Below are 16,726 nucleotides of genomic sequence, written 5' to 3'. Positions count from 1 at the left end.
ACCTTGGGTCGCTACTTCGCCCAAATGGGGGCCTTGGTGCAGCAATATGGGGGAGTACTGGCCAACCAGAGCGGGCTGAGAAGTCTGGCTTTGTTTGGTCTCAAACAACCCGAGCTGGCCATACAGCAGGCGCTGCAGGCGGGGTTGGCGCTTGGGCAGTCGGTGGTGGAGTTGAACAGGTGTTTGCGGCAACTCTCCTACCCGCAGGTCAAGCTTGCCATCGGGATCCACTACGGCCCAGTCCTTTTGCTGCCCCTCGATCCCCAAGATCCGCAGCGGTTGTCCGCCTTCGGGAAGTCGGTTCAGTTTGCCACCTGGCTGGAGTCGGTTGAGGATGTTTCGCAAGGGGGGGAACAGTCTGAGGAACAGAGCTCCCGGTTGCTCATCTCGGCAGCCGTGTATCGAGCCGTGGAAGGGCAACTCCTGCAGGTGGAGCCTCTTTCGGTGAAACCTTTTCCCAACGCCAAACCCATCCGAGTTTACAGGGTGCACCCTGACCAAGTTAGCTTGCCGACTGGCGAGGAGCAAGCTCCAGAAGCAACCAAGCCTGAACCGCTTGGATGGCTGGAAGCGCTCCGGGAATGGCTACAGGCTTGGTCTCGTTTTTGAGGGATCCCTTCAGGCAAAAACGCCATCCCTTTGCTGAACTTGGGCCTGCAAATAGGGGATCCCCACCCGATGGCAGTAATCTCCAAAGCTCTCGCCAGGACGGCGCTCCTGCTTGTAGGCCTGCAGGAGAACTCTCATGAGCGGCACGATCTGGCTGATGTGCACCCGCTCCTGAAACACTTGCGCCAGGCGATCCCCGCGGGGGCTGGCTCCCAGCCAAATCTGGTAGTAGCCATCGGGGGCGGATCCCACCAATCCCAGCTCGGCCAGGTAGGGTCGGGCACAGCCGTTGGGGCAGCCGGTCATGCGTACCAAGAAGGGCGAATCTTGCAGATCCAGCTCCTGCAACAGCCGATCCAACTGGCGAACCAGCCCCGGCAAAGCCCGCTCCGACTCGGTAATCGCCAACCCACAGGTGGGCAGGGCAGGGCAGGCCATCGACAGCCGCACCAGTTGGGGGATCTCTTCCTTGGAAAGCACCCCGTGGGATTTGAGGATCTGGTTGATGGCCTCCCGCTGGCCATCCTCGATGTCAATAAAGATCACGTCCTGAGTGGGGGTCAGCCGCATGTCCAGAGAAAACGCCTCCACAATCCGGCGCAGTGCCGTCTTGAGCTGTCGCTCTGGGGTGTCCTGGATGCGGCCATTTTCGATGGAAATGCCCAAAAACCAACGGCCATCCCCCTGCTCGTGCCAGCCCAGGTAGTCGTCGCTGTTGGGAACAAACTTGGGTAGGGGGCGAAACCGGGGCAATTTTTCCCCCACATACTCCTCGACCACACGGCGAAACTTGCGGATCCCCCAGTCTCTCACCAAGTATTTCAACCGCGCCTGCTTGCGGTCGTGCCGGTTGCCGTAGTCCCGCTGTACCGCCAAAACCGCTTGGCAAACCCGATACACCGCCTCCGGAGGGGCAAAGCAGAGCTTCTGGGCCAGCAGGGGCTGGGTTTCTTCCTTGCCGTGAGTGCGTCCCATCCCGCCACCTACCACGATGTTGAAGCCCTTGAGGTTGCCCTTGCGGTCGGTGAGCACAATCAAGCCCAGGTCCTGGGAGTACACATCTACCGTGTTTTCCCCAGCTACGGTGATGGCTGTCTTGAACTTGCGGGGCAAATAGACGGGGCCATACAGAGGTTCTGGCCCCTCCAGGCGCACCCCGTTGCCCACAAACTGCTCTGCTTCCCGCACTTCCTCATCCACCGGTGGGATGGGAACCGGCTCCCCATCCACCCAGATCTCGTAGTAGGCAGAGGTCTTCGGAGCCAACAGATCCGCCAGCTTGCGGGCATACTCTTGGGCATAGCGATAGGCAGGGCGATTTTTGTAGGGGGCCACCGGTGCCATCACGTTGCGGTTGACATCGCCGCAGGCGGCCAGGGTGGATCCCATCTGTTTGAGAATGCTGGCTATGGTGGCCTTGAGGTTTTTCTTGAGGATCCCGTGCAACTGAAAGGTTTGCCGCGTTGTGGCTCGCAGGGTGCCATTGCCGTACTCATCGGCCAGCCGATCCAAGGTCAAATAAAGCTGCGGGGGCACGTGTCCCCCGGGGATGCGGGTGCGCAACATCATCGAATAGGCCCGCTCCAGCCCCTCCTGCTTTCGCTGCTGCCGCCGATCCCGGTCGTCCTGCTGGTAAGCCCCGTGAAACTTCAGCACCTGCACCGCTGCTTCGCTGAAGTGGGTGGTGTCTTGGGCCAGCTCCTGCTGAAGGGGATCCCGTAGAAAGTGGCTGTCTGCCTTGATCTGCTCCACCTTGGAACGCTTGGCCTCGGATGGGATCATGGGGGGCATTGATAATCTCCAGTAAACCGGTCGGAATACTTGTGAATAACAGGCTATCACCTCCTTTGAAGAGCGTCCAGTTGGAAAAGTCAGCCTCTTATCCGGGTTTTGTCCCAAACCCGCAAAGCTTGTCATTTGAGTCAGCTGGAGATGTCGGCGCTGCTAGCTGGCCAGGGCTAGGCGGGCACCGTACTCCTGCACCGACCACAGTTGCCAGGCACAATTCCCCTGCAGCTCCAAGACCAAGTCGTGGTAGGCCAGGAGGGTGGGGCGATGCCCAACGCTGATGTAGGTGGTGTTCAGGTGTTGCAGCTGCAGGTAGAGCAGTTTTTCGTTGGCCACATCCAGGGCGCTGGTGGCCTCGTCCAAAATGGCGTAGCGGGGCTGGGTGATCAAAATGCGGGCAAAGGCAAGACGCTGCTGTTCCCCTAGGGAGAGAGTGCTGGCCCAGTCTTTCTCCACATCAAAGCCGCCCACCCGCTCCGGCAAGTCTCCCAGGTTCACCTGGGCCAAGACTCGGATGAGATCTTCATCGGTGAGGTCTCGGCGGCGTTTGGGATAGAGCAGTTGATCCCGCAGGGATCCCAGCAGCATATAGGGTTTCTGGGGCAAAAAGAGCATCTCCTGAGTATCTGGGCGGGCGATGGATCCCTGGCCGTTGGTCCATAGGCCGGCAATGGCCCGCAGCAGAGAGCTTTTGCCGCTGCCGCTAACACCGACAATCAGCAGCCGTTGGTCGGCTTCCAAGGCGAAGGAGAGATCCCGAACCAGGGTTCGTTCTGAATTGGGGGTGAGCAAAGTGACGTGGTTTAGCGCCAATTGCTGGGCAATGCGAGTTTGAATGTTGCTTTCCCGAGCGCCGGTGTGGCGCAGTGCCGGATCTTCCAGAGACTCGTGAAAGGAGCCTAAGCGGTTGATCCCGGCGGCAAAACTGGAAATGCTTTGAATCTGGTTGGCCACAATGGAGAGGGCGCTCAACACCTGGCTGAAGGCAATGGTGGCTTGGGTAATGGTGCCGAAATCTCGCACGCCGCTGAAATAAAGGGGGGCGACGATGACATAGGGCACAATGCGGGTGAAATAGTTGTAGGCGTATTGGAAAATATCGATGATGGCCTGCCAGATGATCAGCAAATTAAAATTGCGCAAGGCCGCACCAAAGCGATGCAAAATTTGCCTGAGTTCTTGATCCTCTCCCTGGTAGAAGGCAATGGACTCGGCATTATCCCGCACGTGCACTAAGCTGTAGCGAAAATCGGCTTCGTAGCGCAGTTGATCGAAGTTAATTTTAATCAGCTTGCGACCGGCCAAAATGGCGATGGCAGTACCAATGGTGGCATAGACCACCAGACCCAACGCCAACGGACGAGAAATGCCGTAGAGGATGCCGGTGAAGGCGTAGAGGGTGAGAATCGAGTCAAGGATGTCCAACAGGAAGGAAAGGGTGGTGCCGGTAAAGGAGCGGACATCCTCTGATATACGCTGGTCGGGGTTGTCGATTTCGGTGTTGGCGGCGTTGGAATCCAGCTCGTAGTAAGCCCGCTGATCGAAGTAGCGATCCAGAAAATGATCGGTCAGCCATTCTCGCCAAAACAGCCCTAGCTTGAGGCGAGTGTAGCGGTAGATCACCAAAATGGGAATAGCTGAGATAATCAGCACTCCATAAATAATCAAAAATTGCCAGAAAGTGGGCTCTTCTTTTTGCTGCAGAGCTGTGTCGATAAACCGAAAGATAAAGCTGATCATCACGTTCAGCCGGTTGACCGTCAGCGACAGAAACAGCAAAAAGGTGAGCAGCACCCACTGCAACCAGCGCTGGCGAAGCTGCCGCCACACTGCCCCAAAACAAAGGCTGCTCAAAGCCAAGCTGACCGAGGCTACCCACAGCACCGGCGAGGACAAGTTTCTCTCCGTTTGGGCCACCAATCCGGCTGCCACATTGGTGAAAAACTCCGGGAACAGGGCTTGACCGACCAAAGTTACCCCAATCTCCACAAAGAACATCAGGGCAACCACAAACACCATGGCCGCTGCCAGCAAGCCCAAAAAGATCCAGCCCCCATAGCGCACTCTGGGGTAAAAGTAGGGCTGGGCCACGGTGATAAACCGATCCCACAGTTTGCGGTCGAAGTTAAATTGAGAGGCTTGGGATTCCATTTTTGCGGTCGGCGCAGAGAGCAAGATCGACATCTCCCAGGCTAGCAGGCCATGGGTGCCAATCTGTGTTCAACAGGAGCGGATTCATTAGGGGTGAAACGCGGATCCCCCTTGTCCCATCCAAACCGTCTTGGCTCTGGGTCTTGCTCACCCACACACCCCTTGCTTAAAGCCAGTGTCCCTTCAACCTTGCAACCGGTTTTGCCAAGCCGATTGGGCCGCCAGCCACACCGTCTGAACCGGCACGTGAAACTCCTGGGCGCGGGCCACACAGTCGCGAAACTCCGGCTGAGCGTTGACGATGCGGCCATGGTGGCGGGCCACTTTGATGTCGACCAAGCCGTAAGGGGTTTCCACCCGCTCGATAACCCGCTCCAGTAGGGTGCGCTGCTGTTGGAAGTGGCGAATGCCCAGGGTGGTGGTCTCCCGGAAGATGAGATCTTGACACTCCGGCACCCGATCCGGCGGACAGATGACGGTAAGCAGGATCCCCGGCCGCCCCTGTTTCATGGTGATCGGCTGGGTAAACACGTCCCAGGCCCCGAGGGCCAACAACTGCTCGCAGGTGTAGGCAACCACTTGGGGGTTGAGATCGTCAATTTGGGTCTGCAACACCGATACCGTTTCCGTTAGCTCTCCCCCATCGGCTTCCCCGATCCAGAGACGAAACACGTTGGGAATGGGCAGCTCTTGGGCACCGGCCCCACGCCCCACTTTTTCCACCCGCATCGGCGGACAGGGGCCAAACTCTTCCGCCAACGCCACAGCCAAGGCTGCTCCTGTGGGGGTCACCAGCTCGGCTTCCACCCCGTTGCTGAACACCGGCACGCGGCCCATTTCCCACAACTCGATCACCGCCGGCACCGGCACGGCCAATTTGCCATGCTCTGTGCTCACCCAGCCGCCCCCAACAGGATGGGGGGATGACAACACCCGCTCCACCTGCAGCCAATCCAGGCCGATGCAAGTGCCGACAATATCCACCAAAGCATCCACTGCCCCCACTTCGTGAAAGTGCACTTTTTCCACGGGCACTTGATGGACTTTTGCTTCTGCCTGCGCCAACTTTTCAAACACCGCCAGGCTGCGGGTCTTGATGGCTGGGGAAAGCTGGGATCCCGCGATCAAAGCCTGAATCTCTGCCCAATGCCGAGCAGGGGATCCCCCACTCTGGGATCCCAGCACCTCCACCACAGCTTGCAGAGCAGGCTGCCCACACCGCTGCACCCGGCTCACCTGCAGGCTATATTCCCCCTCGATGCCCAACGCCTGGAGCTGACGGTTGAGGTACTCCAAAGGCACCCCGCAATCCAGCAGGGCTCCTAGACACATATCGCCGGCAATGCCCGCCGCACAGTCGAAGTAGGCTATTTTCATGCTGGAGAACTGGGGGTAGCCGCTGCCGCCAGAATGGACTTGGATCCCTCTTGATTGTAGGCAGCAACCGGCCTGGAAAAGGCGATGGGAGAAGAATCAAGCTTCTCCAGAGTCGGAAGATTCAGAAGATCGGGCAGCAGATTCACGCCACTGTTGGATGATGTTGCCCAAATTGCGCCGGAATTCTCCAATTCCCAGCAGGGATCCCGGCTCGGGATCCCAGGAAGCCGAGAACACACCGTAGCTAATGCCCAAAAAACCAAGGCCAAACAAAGTTAGCGACTCCGCCAAGGTGAAGTAAGGGGGCAGAGCGACCACGTGGTTGGTCAAGAGATAGTAATTCACAAAAAAGCTGCTCAGACCTAGCCCCGAAGGGATCCCAGAAAACACCAGAATCCGCCGCACCATCCGCCGGCTGACCTCAGGGGGAATCACGGCAACAGGCTCCTTCTTGGCCGGCTTCTTCTCCACCTCAACAGAGGCGGAGGGGGAGCGACGGCGAAAGGTTTTGGACTGGCGGCTGGATTTGCCCACGAAGACAGATCTCCGATAGCGTTTTGGATGGGCTGCCTACTTTTTCACCCGGATGTTCAGCCGTTCGGCCAGCTCCCGGAAGCGGTCAGGAGAATGCTTGGCGATGTAGTTGAGCAAACGCTTGCGACGACCGATCATCATCAGCAGGCCGCGGCGGGAGTTGAAATCCTTCGGGTTTCTCTGAAGGTGCTGAGAGAGCTGGTTGATGCGACTGGTGAGCAGAGCCACCTGAACCTCGGCAGAACCGGTGTCGGTGTCGTGCAGTCGATAGCTCTCAATGATCTGCTGCTTCTCTTGTTGCAATAAGGCCATAAGATCAAGGGACTGGATGCACTGCTTCAAGATAATAACATCGGCTTTTCCTCCCTCGCTATGGCCGAGGAGGGTTATGGAGAGAATGGGATATGACAACAACCTCTGGGGATCCTCCGGCACTGCCCGCTTTGCTGGAGCTGTTGAACTCACAAGACTTGGGAAATCGGCTGCGCGCTGTCAACAAAGCTAGAGAACTGCCTGGGCCAGAAGCCTTGACATTGCTGCAGCGAGCGATTCACGACGAGAATGCCCGCGTCCGTTATGCTGCCATCAGCCAGATGGGCACCCTGTCTGGCGTCGATCCGAACCTACTGTTGCCCATTTTGCAGCGCTCTTTGCGAGAGGATCCGGAGTTCGATGTGCGGGCTGCTGCCGCCGCTGCCCTGGGGGATCTCAAGCAGCCACAGGCCCTGGCCGATCTTCTGGAAGCTTATCGGCGAGAAACGGAGTGGCTGGTACGGTTTAGCATCATCGCTGCCCTGGGAGAGCTGGGGAACCCTGCCGCCTTCGACACTCTGGTGGAAGCTTTGCAGGACAAGAGCGAGCTGATCACCACAGCCGCTGCCGCTGCCTTGGGCGATCTGGGGGATCCGCGGGCCATCCCCTACCTGGATCCCCTCATTGATTCCGACGACTGGCAACTGCGCTACCGCGTCTGCATTGCCCTGGCCAAGTTGGGAACAGAAGCCGCTCGCGCCGGACTGACCCGGCTGGCCCAGGATTCCCAAGAACAGGTGGCCGTACATGCCCGGGCTGCCTTGGGATCCCTGTAGTTCCCTAGCTCATGGCATTGATGATGTAGTCAAAGTAAGGGGCGGCTTCAGCGGCTGCCGCCGGCTCCAACAAGCTGAGGGCAGCTTCCTTCAAAAAGACAATCGCATCGATCATGCCGGCGATGGGTACGTTGAGGGCATTGTACATTTCCCGCACCCCTATCAGGCCGATAGACTCAATCGGCTCTTTGCTGCCGGCAATAATGCCATAGGTCACCAGACGCAGATACCAGTCGTAATCTCGCAAACATTGGTTGTAGCGCTTGTCACCGTAGGCATTGCCACCGGGTTGCACGTACTCGGGCCGCTTGGCGAATAGCTGCTTCTGGGCCTGGTCAATGATGCGCTTTTTGTTTTCTGCTAACACCTGAGCGATTTGCAAGCGCCTCTCGCCGGTGGTCATGTAATTCCTGATGGCTTCCAGTTCGCTAACTGAGAGGTAACGCAGCTGGTCATCCGCGGTCTCGATGATCTGGTTGATCACGCTCACGGTAGGGATTCTCCTGTTTTCTAACTTGCTTTCAATTCGGTTCATTCGGTTCATCAATTCGCAACCCATCCCCCCAGCCCGAGGTCGGCCCAAGAGATGAGCAGGTAGCTCGGCAAGCCAGCGCCGCCGGCTGCTCCCAGTTTAGGATAGGGCAAACCTTCCCTCAAGCACTTTGGCGTGACTCCATCTCGAGACTGGCCCTAGATCCGGCCTCGCAGCCATTGGGCCATCTCATTGCGGCGTGGGGCAGCCTCCAGACACACCTCTTCGGTAATCCGCCCCTCTTGGTAAAGCCTAAACAGGGATTGATTCATCGTACACATGCCCTCATAGGAGCCGTCGGCGATCAGCTCCTCAATTTCATCCACCGCCCCCCGCTTGATGTAGTCCCGAATGGCATCGGTGTTGCGCATGATCTCGTGGGCCGCAGCTCGCTTGCCATCGGTGGTGCGCACCAGGGTTTGAGCGATGATCGCCACCAGGGTTTCTGCCAGTTGCAGGCGCATCGGCTCCTGTTCTTCCGGCTTGTAAATCCCCAGCAGACGCTCGATGGTGCGGACGGCGCTGTTGGTGTGCAGGGTTCCAAAGACCAAGTGGCCCGTCTGGCCGGCCTTCAGGGCAATATCCACTGTCTCTCGATCCCGCATCTCCCCAATCAGGATGATGTCCGGATCTTCCCGCAGAGAGGCTTTCAGGGCATTGGCAAATTCCAGGGTGTGGATCCCGACCTCCCGCTGCCGCACCATCGATTTCTTGCTCTGGTGGACGAACTCGATGGGATCCTCAATGGAAATGATGTGTTTGGGAAAGTTGGAATTGATGTAGTCCACCATCGCCGCCAAGGTCGTGGACTTACCGGATCCGGTGGGGCCGGTCACCAAAACCAAGCCTTTGTGCTCTTCGGCAATGCGCTTCAAGACTTCCGGCGCCCGCAACTGCTCCAGCGTCAAAATTTTCAACGGGATCAGACGCATCACCATAGCCGGGCCAAGCAGGGAAACAAAGCAGTTGACCCGACACCGCACCAAACCCTCGTACTGGATGGCAGTATCCAGTTCCAAACATTCCTCAAACTGGCGAATTTGGCTCTCCGGCAGGCTTTCCCGCAGCCAGCCATAGAACATCTCGGTGGTGGTGACCGGGTAGTTGGTCAAAAGCATTTGCCCCCGATCCCGAAAGCGGGGCACTTCTCCTACCCCCAAATGAATATCGGAGTAGCCTTTGTCATAGGCTTCCTGCACCAGTTGGCGCAGGGTCAGGCCCGCAGGAGCAGCTGGAGCCACTGGGATCCGACCGGCAGCCGTTGGGCGAGCTGGTGGCGCAAAAGGCGGGGCAGCAGGATTGGGGCTGGGCGGCGGCACTGGAGGCCGAGCAGCAGCAGCCGGAGCCGGGGTGGGCGGGGGCATCTGAGGAGAAGCGGCAGAGCCCGGCACAGGCACCGGTACCTGAGGGGGAGCGACAGCCACACCAGGAGGAAGGGGCCGACCCAGAATGGGGTTGGGGGGGCTTTTGGCGTTGACAGGCCGGGATCCCATCCCTTGGGAAGCTGAACCGAGCACCGGATCCAGTTGCGTTGGAGGCTCCACCGGGGGCGTTTGAGCAGCCGGACGAGGCGGACGCTGCATGACCGGCGGAGCCGGGGGCTTCCAATCGGACTCCACGTCGGTGGGAAATTGATTTTCAGGGCTGACCTCGCTCATGACGGGCCTCGCTTCTGGCAGGGTTTGAGTCAATCTTAGGCTAGTATTCCCAGCCTGAGCAGAGGGTTAACTCAACCCAACCACCGGCAAAGCTCCGGGAAGCTCCCTAAAAATTGGACGGATGGCGAATGAGACTCAGAAACTCTTCGCGGGTACGGGGATCCTCTTGAAACACCCCCACCATCGAGCTGGTGACCGTCCAGGAGCCGGCCTTTTGTACCCCCCGCATCACCATGCACATGTGGGTAGCCTCGATAACCACCCCCACCCCGTAGGGATCCAGCACCTCCATCAAGGCCTCAGCAATTTGCCGTGTCAGGCGTTCCTGAACCTGCAGGCGGCGGGAGTACATCTCGACGATACGGGCAATTTTGCTTAGGCCCACCACCTTTTGCCTGGGGATGTAGGCCACATGGGCTTTGCCGATAAAGGGCAGCAGATGGTGCTCGCACAGGCTAAACAGAGACACATCCCGCAACAGCACCATCTCGTCATGGCCCTCATCAAAGATGGCACTGTTCAGTAGCTCCTCCAAAGACTGCCGATACCCACTGGTCAAAAACTTCAAAGCCGCAACCACTCGTTGCGGGGTTTTTCGCAGCCCCTCCCGTTGGGGATCCTCCCCGATCCCCCGCAGCAGCGTCTCCACCGCCGCCACCATAGCCGGATCTGAGACATCCGAGCTACCCAATTCTTCTTCCGCAAAAGTGGCTCGATCTCGAATCACCCGAGACTTGAAATGGGCTTTGTCATCCATTCGAGATTGCGAGCCAGATCCGGGTTTCGCAAGGGTCATAGCAGGATATTCCTTGGTTAACGAAAGGCTAAGAGAACTCGGTGCATGCAACTCAGCTCAGGTGGCATCCAGTCAAAGGCTGCGATAGCCAAAACCCTCCCAAGTCACGGGCAACCCCAAACCAGCCAGGTCTAAAAGGCTCCCACCGCAGGCATGAAGGTGAGATCTTCCACCACCGCGCCTGTGGGCAACCGAACAATGTAGGTAATCAAATCGGCTACCCATTCCGGCGAGAGCATTTTGGAACGGTCGAAGTTGACCCCTACCGTGCCCGTATCCCAGAGGGACGTGTCCACGGCACCAGGGCACAGGCTGGTGACCCGAATGCCATGCTGTCGTTCCTCTTCGGCCAAAGCTTGAGAAAAGCCCATTAGGCCGAACTTGCTGGCACAGTAAGCTCCCCAGTTGGGAAAAGCTCGCTTGCCCGCAATCGAGATGACGTTGACAATCGTGCCGCAGCGCTGCCGGCGCATTCCGGGAAGTACGGCTTGGGCACACAGAAAAGCTGCCGTCAAGTTCAAGTCGATCACTCGCTGCCAATCCGACAAAGGTAAGGTGGCCAAAGGGCCAACGTGGGCCATGCCCGCATTATTGACCAAGACATCGCAGACGCCAAATCGATCCAGGAGAGCCTGCAACTGCTGGGGCAGAGCCGCTAGGTCGGCCAAGTCCATGGGAAAAACCGCTGCCTTACCCCCCTGGTCTTGGATTTGGGCCTGCACCGCTAGCAGATCAGGTTGGGAGCGGGCCACCAGAGCCACCGCTATCCCTTGTCGGGCTAGGGCTAGGGCTACCGCTCTGCCGATCCCTCGACTGGCCCCTGTAATCAGAGCACGTTCGGGAAACTTTGTCTCAAAACTCATTTAGAACAAGCCTCTGGAGTGCGCCACACAAGCAAGCGCCGCCCAACCTGAGAAACTTCGTTAACTAAGTTTAACACTGATTTTCCGCTGCTTCGCTTGGAATCAGGGCGAGGCGTAGAAACCTTATTCTGTCCTGCTCAAGATCTGGCTGCTGGCTGTTGGATCTCGATCCGGTTGGACGGGATCCGGGGACATGGTAGTGTGGTAAAAATAGTGAAAATCTTTTGCAACAACAACCGTCATGGCTGAGTCTTTGTTTTCTCCAAGCCCCACTGCCGCGCGGGAGGATCCCTCCTACATCCTTCAGCTTGAGGGCATCAGCAAGGGGTTTCCCGGCCAGCGGCAGTTGGTTTTGCGGGAAGTCGAGTTTCGCCTGCCCCAAGGAGACATCCTCAGCATTGTGGGCCCATCAGGTTGTGGGAAAACCACCTTATTGCGCACCATTGCCGGATTTGAGCAGCCGGATAGCGGGCGGATCCTGCTGGGGGGGCAGGTTGTGGCTGGGGAGGGGCAGTGGATCCCACCGGAGCGACGGGGAGTGGGGTTGGTGTTTCAGGATTTTGCCCTGTTTCCCCACTTGAACGTGTTGGCCAATGTGATGTTTGGCCTCCGACCCACTACCCCATTTGCGTCGGCGGCAGGGGGTGGCAATCGCTCCTCCTCAACTGAGTTGCGAGCTGAGTTGCGAGGCGCTGCCCAACAGGCGCGGGAACGCGCTTACGAGGTGTTGCGGTTGGTGGGCCTGGAAGACTACACCCATCGTTATCCCCACGAGCTTTCGGGCGGGCAGCAGCAGCGGGTGGCTTTGGCGCGGGCTTTGGCCCCCAGGCCTAGCTTGATCCTGTTGGATGAGCCGCTGAGCAATTTGGATGTGCAGGTGCGCTACTACCTGCGGGAAGAAATCCGCAAAATCCTCAAGCAAACCCAGACCTCGGCCATTTTTGTCACCCACGACCAAGAGGAGGCTCTCTGCCTCTCCGACTGGGTGGCGGTGATGCGGGAAGGCCGTATTGAGCAATGGGGATCCCCGGAGGAGGTTTACCGGGAGCCGGCTACCCGCTTTGTGGCAGAGTTTATTACCCAGGCCAACTTTCTCCGCTGTGAGCGGCGGGAGTTTGGTTGGCAGGCTGAAGAGCTGCTGCACATCCCATTCCAGGCTTTGAGGGATCAGCCCGACCCCAGCTTGCGCTGCGCAGAGTTGATGGTTCGACAGGAGGAGTTGCATTTGCATCCTGATCCTCAGGGCGGCATTGTCATTCGGGATCGACAGTTTTTGGGGCGAGAGTACCGCTATTGCCTGATCACAGCAGCCGGCAAAGAATTGCACGCCCTAGCCCGGGAAGCCCTGCCTGTGGGCGCGCGGGTTCACATTGCTGTTGGGCAAGGTCGGCTGTTCCCCCTCGCTGAGGGGTCCTCCGTGGCTGAAAAAGAGCCAAATCGCGCAAAAAGTAAAAGTGTTGCCTGAGTCGGGGTTCTTTTGCACACCTTTAGCAACCCATCTTCCCCGCGACACGAAAGCCTTCGCCCCAGATAGGGCTTAGACTGGCAAGACGGTGGTCCAGGCTGGTAGCTCCCTCTGGAGGGACAAACTGGGTAGGCTGTTGGTGGAGGATTCAGTGCCAAGCTATGCAGGGATCCCGCATCGTGGCAGGCCCATCGGAGAACCGGATCGCCTTGGCGGAGTTCCGGGTGGGCGTGGATGCGGTCATTTTCTCCATCGACACTGAGCAGAATCGCCTCCTGGTGCTGCTGGTGCGGCGGCGGGAGGATCCCTTCCGCGGTTGCTGGGCCCTGCCAGGAACACTGGTGCGGCGCTCAGAATCCCTAGAAGCAGCGGCCTACCGCATCTTGGCGGAGAAAATTCGTGTTAAAAACCTCTATCTGGAGCAGCTCTACACCTTCGGGGGGCCGGAGCGGGATCCCCGCGAGGCCGAGGATGGCTATGGAGTGCGCTACCTGTCGGTCAGCTACTTTGCCCTGGTGCGGTTCCAGGATGCTGAATTGCTGGCAGACGGAGTGGAGGGCATTGCCTGGTATCCCGCCGACCAAATTCCCTCTTTAGCCTTTGACCACGAAGAGATTTGCCGCTATGCCCGCCGTCGCCTCTGCGCCAAGTTGGAGTACAGCCCGATTGCCTTTGACATTTTGCCCGCCACCTTCACGCTAGGGGAGGTCTATCAGCTCTACGGCACCGTTTTGGGCGAGGGGTTCTCCGACTACTCCAATTTTCGCGCCCGCCTACTGAAACTGGGTATCTTGCAAGATACCGGCCAGAAAAGCACCCAAGGCACAGGCAGACCGGCAACCCTCTACCGTTTTGATGCGGCTGCTTTCGAGAAAATCCGTCATAAGCCGATGGTGTTTGTCTGAAGGCCGTCTGAGGGATCCCGGCTCGCCAAGGCCAAGCTGGCCAGATCGGTTGGTATAGATTGGCTTTTATTCAAAGGGAGTTCCATACATGACCACCTAGACAAAGGTTTATGCCTTGATCATGGTCATTTCAAGTTAGGCTGAGACACTTCCCAACTACTCCGCGTCGCTTCCACAACTATCCTCAACCCCTCTTCCAATGGAACAGTTTCATTCCTCGTTAAAATGACTACAGTCGTTTCAGGTTAGGGTGAGACGCCTAGGCTACTGAGAAAAGCTTTCTAGCCCTTTGCATTATTGCTCCGCAACGCTGACGCGACCAAGGTTTTAGGTGTGGGTGCAGTGTCCTAGTTTGAATCAAAGTGATCATATAGGATAGGAGCAGCCTGGTCATGACGCACTCAACTATCCCGGGAACCTTGCCAAGACAAATCTTTTGATGGATGCCGTAGAAGCCTGCTTCAGCACGGCTCAGATGCTTTCGGTGCCGTCCCCAAACTGCCTAGCGCTGCGGTTGGCTGAGCGAAGGTCTCAGGCCGGGATCCCAAGGGACAGTTCCTTTGGCGAACGCTCCGTGTAGTAGCAATGGAACAGGCTGAGGTCACCAGCAGCCTGGGGGCTGTGCTAAGATCAGAGACCGTGACAGGTGTTGTTTCAGGAGTTATCCAGGCATGTCTGCAGCAATAGATATCGCTGATGCCACCTTTGAGGCAGAGGTGCTGCGCAGCGATATTCCAGTTCTGGTTGATTTTTGGGCACCTTGGTGTGGCCCCTGTCGGATGGTGGCTCCTGTGGTTCAGGAGATAGCTGAGCAGTATGTTGGCAAAGTTAAGGTTGTAAAAATCAACACCGACGAGAACCCTCAAACTGCCAGCCAGTACGGTATTCGCAGCATTCCCACCCTGATGTTGTTCAAGGGCGGCCAGAAAGTGGATGTGGTGGTTGGCGCCGTACCCAAGGCAACTCTGACCACGATTTTGGAAAAGCACTTCGACACACCTGCCGAAGCCTGAGGGCTATGCCTTGGGTGTTTCAGAATGTAACTTTTGGGTTCTGGATTAGAACCCAGCTACCATTTTGTGCCGAGAACTGATTAAAGTAATTCCAGAGAACTTTAGGATCCCAGCTTGACCGATTCCGTTTCTTCCCTTCTGCAAGAAGTTTTTTCCAACGCTGAGACCCGCCTAAAGCAGTTGGAGTATCATCCCAACCGGACGGCCTGGCTGCGTATTGTGCAGTCGCTGCAGCGCATGGGATCCCTAGAGCTGAGCCGTTTGGATGCCAAGATCTTGGCGGCCACTCTTGAGGATCTGGAGCAGGGGTTTGCCGCCTTCCAAAACTATGCCCACCAACGCAAGATCACCGTTTTCGGGTCGGCACGACTGGGGCCAGAAAGTCCCGAATATCGCCAGGCCCAGTTGTTCGCCTACTGCATCAGTCAACGGGGATTCATGGTCATGACGGGGGGCGGCGGCGGCATTATGGAAGCCGGCAACCGAGGGGCAGGGCTGGAAAACTCTTTTGGGCTCAATATCCAGCTTCCCTTTGAGCAAATGGCCAATCCCGTTATTGCTGCCAGCGATCGGGTCATCAACTTCAAGTATTTCTTTTCGCGCAAGCTCTTTTTTGTTAAAGAAACCGACGCGCTGGTGCTTTTTCCCGGCGGTTTCGGCACTCAGGATGAAGCCTTTGAATGCCTAACCCTGATGCAAACCGGCAAAACCAAGCTCATGCCCTTGGTGCTGGTAGACAGAACAGGTGGCTGCTACTGGAAAGAATGGGACGAATACGTGCGGGAGCACCTGCTTGGTCGCGGCTTGATCAGCCCAGAAGATCTCTTCCTCTACACCCTAACCGACGACGTGGAAGATGCCTGCCAGCAGATTGTCGATTTTTATCGCGTCTTTCACAGCAATCGCTACGTGCGGGAGCTCCTGGTTTTGCGCTTGAACACCAGACTCTCACCGGAAGCCCTAGACATCTTAAACGAAGAGTTTGCCGATATTCTCGATTCGGGCCGGATCGAGCAAACTGGGGCCTTGCCGGAGGAAGCCGAGGAAGATATTGCCCATCTGCCACGGCTGGTGATGCACTTCAACCAGCGCAACTTTGGACGGCTATGGCAAATGGTGCGCCGGATCAACAAGCTTCACCCGGAACAGCCGGATCCTCTGCAAATGCGCCCTGAACAAAAGTAGATGTATCAGCGCTCTCAGAACCATCCAAGAACCAGCAGCCAATTGTTTTGGTGGTGCTCCCAATGGGCCGGTTGTTTGTCAAAATCTGCGGCATCACCCGTCAGGATCAGGCGGAGGCCATCGCCGCGCTGGGGGTGAGTGCCCTTGGGTTCATCGCGGTGCCCAATACCCCCCGCTATTTGCCCCTCTCGGAAATGGCCCGTTGGGTGGGATCCCTGCCCGACCACGTGGAAAAAGTAGGGGTCTTTCTGGATCAGGATCCCCGCGCCATCGCCGCCTGGGTGGAAACGGTGGGCCTCACGGCTGTCCAGTTGCATGGCCAAGAATCCCCGCAGGATTGTCAGCAATTGGGGAAATGGCTTCCCGGGATCCGCCGCATCAAAGCCCTGCGCATTCGCCAGCCGGCGGATCTGGAAGTAGCCCATCTCTACCGAGACTGTGTGGAGGTGCTGCTTTTGGATGCCTATCACCCCCAACAGGCGGGGGGAACGGGGCGAACCCTGAATTGGCCAGAACTTGCCCACCGCTCCCTGCCCTTGCCTTGGCTACTGGCCGGTGGTCTGAACCCGGACAATGTTCTGCAGGCACTCAGCCACCTGCAGCCAAGCGGCATCGACCTCTCCAGTGGTGTGGAACGCCACCCCGGCGATAAAGACATAGACAAAGTCCGGCACCTGCTGCAGCAGCTTGGCTCCCAAGGGTGGGAGATTGCTCCTACTCTGCCGCCGATAACGCCAAGCGCAACGGGATGATCATTTGGCT

At 57.8% G+C, this 16,726-nt stretch carries 16 protein-coding genes; 7 read left to right on the top strand and 9 right to left on the bottom strand.

Annotation, left to right across the window (positions count from 1 at the left end):
* Nucleotides 1–609: adenylate/guanylate cyclase domain-containing protein (locus NW829_RS03720; RefSeq protein ID WP_414416464.1), on the top strand; the 609-nt coding region annotated here is incomplete at its 5' end.
* A gap of 9 nt (nt 610–618) precedes the next feature.
* Here NW829_RS03720 and NW829_RS03715 read toward each other — a convergent pair.
* From NW829_RS03715 to rpsO, 5 genes are all read right to left on the bottom strand, one after another.
* Nucleotides 619–2,400: an NADPH-dependent assimilatory sulfite reductase hemoprotein subunit gene (locus tag NW829_RS03715; protein WP_414416463.1), complete on the bottom strand. Its 1,782-nt coding sequence runs from the start codon at nt 2,398–2,400 to the stop codon at nt 619–621.
* Between the two features lie 153 nt (nt 2,401–2,553).
* On the bottom strand, nt 2,554–4,581 hold the full coding sequence (locus tag NW829_RS03710) for an ABC transporter ATP-binding protein/permease (protein ID WP_414416462.1): 2,028 nt from the start codon (nt 4,579–4,581) through the stop codon (nt 2,554–2,556).
* Nucleotides 4,582–4,731: 150 nt separating this feature from the next.
* A complete protein-coding gene (gene larC / locus NW829_RS03705; RefSeq protein ID WP_414351797.1) occupies nt 4,732–5,925 on the bottom strand; it encodes a nickel pincer cofactor biosynthesis protein LarC in 1,194 nt (397 codons plus the stop codon).
* Nucleotides 5,926–6,021: 96 nt separating this feature from the next.
* Nucleotides 6,022–6,459 carry a photosystem II biosynthesis protein gene (locus NW829_RS03700; protein ID WP_414351795.1) on the bottom strand — a complete coding sequence of 146 codons (438 nt, stop codon included), beginning with the start codon at nt 6,457–6,459 and terminating at the stop codon, nt 6,022–6,024.
* Between the two features lie 36 nt (nt 6,460–6,495).
* Nucleotides 6,496–6,771 carry a 30S ribosomal protein S15 gene (rpsO, locus tag NW829_RS03695; RefSeq protein WP_011431855.1) on the bottom strand — a complete coding sequence of 92 codons (276 nt, stop codon included), beginning with the start codon at nt 6,769–6,771 and terminating at the stop codon, nt 6,496–6,498.
* Between the two features lie 92 nt (nt 6,772–6,863).
* Here rpsO and NW829_RS03690 point away from each other — a divergent pair, with 92 nt between their 5' ends.
* Complete coding sequence (locus tag NW829_RS03690) at nt 6,864–7,547, top strand: HEAT repeat domain-containing protein (RefSeq protein WP_414329553.1); 684 nt, start codon at nt 6,864–6,866, stop codon at nt 7,545–7,547.
* Nucleotides 7,548–7,551: 4 nt separating this feature from the next.
* Here the strand turns inward: NW829_RS03690 and apcD are convergent, their stop codons facing one another.
* The 4 genes from apcD to NW829_RS03670 form a co-directional block, all read right to left on the bottom strand.
* Nucleotides 7,552–8,037, bottom strand: coding sequence for an allophycocyanin subunit alpha-B (apcD, locus tag NW829_RS03685; RefSeq protein ID WP_011431857.1), 486 nt, complete (start codon nt 8,035–8,037; stop codon nt 7,552–7,554).
* A gap of 200 nt (nt 8,038–8,237) precedes the next feature.
* Nucleotides 8,238–9,572 (bottom strand): type IV pilus twitching motility protein PilT, encoded by a 1,335-nt coding sequence (locus NW829_RS03680; RefSeq protein ID WP_414341906.1) that lies wholly within the window; start codon nt 9,570–9,572, stop codon nt 8,238–8,240.
* Between the two features lie 271 nt (nt 9,573–9,843).
* A complete protein-coding gene (gene folE, locus NW829_RS03675; protein WP_414329555.1) occupies nt 9,844–10,533 on the bottom strand; it encodes a GTP cyclohydrolase I FolE in 690 nt (229 codons plus the stop codon).
* Nucleotides 10,534–10,664: 131 nt separating this feature from the next.
* Entirely contained in the window at nt 10,665–11,396 is a 732-nt protein-coding gene (locus tag NW829_RS03670) for an SDR family oxidoreductase (RefSeq protein WP_414341872.1), read from the bottom strand.
* 241 nt (nt 11,397–11,637) lie between these two features.
* Here NW829_RS03670 and NW829_RS03665 point away from each other — a divergent pair, with 241 nt between their 5' ends.
* The 5 genes from NW829_RS03665 to NW829_RS03645 all read left to right on the top strand — a co-directional run bounded on the left by NW829_RS03665 (nt 11,638) and on the right by NW829_RS03645 (nt 16,716).
* Nucleotides 11,638–12,861, top strand: coding sequence for an ABC transporter ATP-binding protein (locus NW829_RS03665; RefSeq protein ID WP_414373788.1), 1,224 nt, complete (start codon nt 11,638–11,640; stop codon nt 12,859–12,861).
* A gap of 179 nt (nt 12,862–13,040) precedes the next feature.
* A complete protein-coding gene (locus tag NW829_RS03660; protein WP_414416461.1) occupies nt 13,041–13,766 on the top strand; it encodes an NUDIX hydrolase in 726 nt (241 codons plus the stop codon).
* A gap of 671 nt (nt 13,767–14,437) precedes the next feature.
* On the top strand, nt 14,438–14,779 hold the full coding sequence (gene trxA, locus NW829_RS03655; RefSeq protein ID WP_011431863.1) for a thioredoxin: 342 nt from the start codon (nt 14,438–14,440) through the stop codon (nt 14,777–14,779).
* Nucleotides 14,780–14,893: 114 nt separating this feature from the next.
* On the top strand, nt 14,894–15,964 hold the full coding sequence (locus NW829_RS03650; protein WP_414341868.1) for an LOG family protein: 1,071 nt from the start codon (nt 14,894–14,896) through the stop codon (nt 15,962–15,964).
* A 62-nt stretch (nt 15,965–16,026) separates the two neighbouring features.
* Nucleotides 16,027–16,716, top strand: a complete 690-nt coding sequence (locus NW829_RS03645) for a phosphoribosylanthranilate isomerase (RefSeq protein WP_414412796.1) — start codon at nt 16,027–16,029, stop codon at nt 16,714–16,716.
* Nucleotides 16,717–16,726: the final 10 nt, after the last annotated feature.

Origin of the sequence: Synechococcus sp. R55.8 (assembly GCF_047461895.1) — a bacterium.
GTDB lineage: Bacteria > Cyanobacteriota > Cyanobacteriia > Thermostichales > Thermostichaceae > Thermostichus.
Note: the sequence above shows the minus strand (reverse complement) of the source record. Positions and strands in the feature narration are given on the sequence as shown.

Coding starts and splice junctions, on each gene's coding strand:
- NW829_RS03715 (WP_414416463.1), bottom strand. CDS start 2,400: ATGCCCCCCATGATCCCATCCGAGGCCAAGCGTTCCAAGGTGGAGCAG.
- NW829_RS03710 (WP_414416462.1), bottom strand. CDS start 4,581: ATGTCGATCTTGCTCTCTGCGCCGACCGCAAAAATGGAATCCCAAGCC.
- larC (WP_414351797.1), bottom strand. CDS start 5,925: ATGAAAATAGCCTACTTCGACTGTGCGGCGGGCATTGCCGGCGATATG.
- rpsO (WP_011431855.1), bottom strand. CDS start 6,771: ATGGCCTTATTGCAACAAGAGAAGCAGCAGATCATTGAGAGCTATCGA.
- NW829_RS03690 (WP_414329553.1), top strand. CDS start 6,864: ATGACAACAACCTCTGGGGATCCTCCGGCACTGCCCGCTTTGCTGGAG.
- NW829_RS03680 (WP_414341906.1), bottom strand. CDS start 9,572: ATGGGATCCCGGCCTGTCAACGCCAAAAGCCCCCCCAACCCCATTCTG.
- folE (WP_414329555.1), bottom strand. CDS start 10,533: ATGACCCTTGCGAAACCCGGATCTGGCTCGCAATCTCGAATGGATGAC.
- NW829_RS03670 (WP_414341872.1), bottom strand. CDS start 11,396: ATGAGTTTTGAGACAAAGTTTCCCGAACGTGCTCTGATTACAGGGGCC.
- NW829_RS03665 (WP_414373788.1), top strand. CDS start 11,638: ATGGCTGAGTCTTTGTTTTCTCCAAGCCCCACTGCCGCGCGGGAGGAT.
- trxA (WP_011431863.1), top strand. CDS start 14,438: ATGTCTGCAGCAATAGATATCGCTGATGCCACCTTTGAGGCAGAGGTG.
- NW829_RS03645 (WP_414412796.1), top strand. CDS start 16,027: ATGGGCCGGTTGTTTGTCAAAATCTGCGGCATCACCCGTCAGGATCAG.